1 protein-coding gene is annotated in these 344 nt (G+C 45.1%); it reads right to left on the reverse strand.

What is annotated here, in order from left to right:
• Nucleotides 1-344, reverse strand: a 344-nt coding sequence (locus ACTNB8_RS16440; protein WP_441056125.1) for a Spy0128 family protein, incomplete at both ends; no start/stop codon positions are given.

Here is a 344-nt window from a genome sequence, read left to right on the forward strand (position 1 = left end):
ACTGGCTTCCTGTTGCTGCTTCTCCATTGACGGTCTTCTCTGCCTCGATCTTCGCTGTCGTTCCTTCTGCCTTGTAGGTATTGGCAAAGGTGAGTTTATCTACAGATTTTTCACCTTTCTTATAGCTTGCAACTGCTTCCAGTTTTCCAGTCTCTTTGTTGTCTGTTACCGTTACGGTTACTGTGTAGACTGTTTTGTCTGCTGTGTATCCATTCGGTACTTCCTGTACTTCGGCTACCTCATACTCATAGGTTCCGGCTTTGTCATATGCCAGGTCTGCAAAGGTGATCTTTCCATTTACGTTTGTCACATTCTGGGCTTCATTCTTGTCGCCATCTGTCTTT

Source organism: Blautia sp. HCP28S3_G10 (assembly GCF_052065235.1).
Taxonomy (GTDB): Bacteria; Bacillota; Clostridia; order Lachnospirales; family Lachnospiraceae; genus Blautia_A.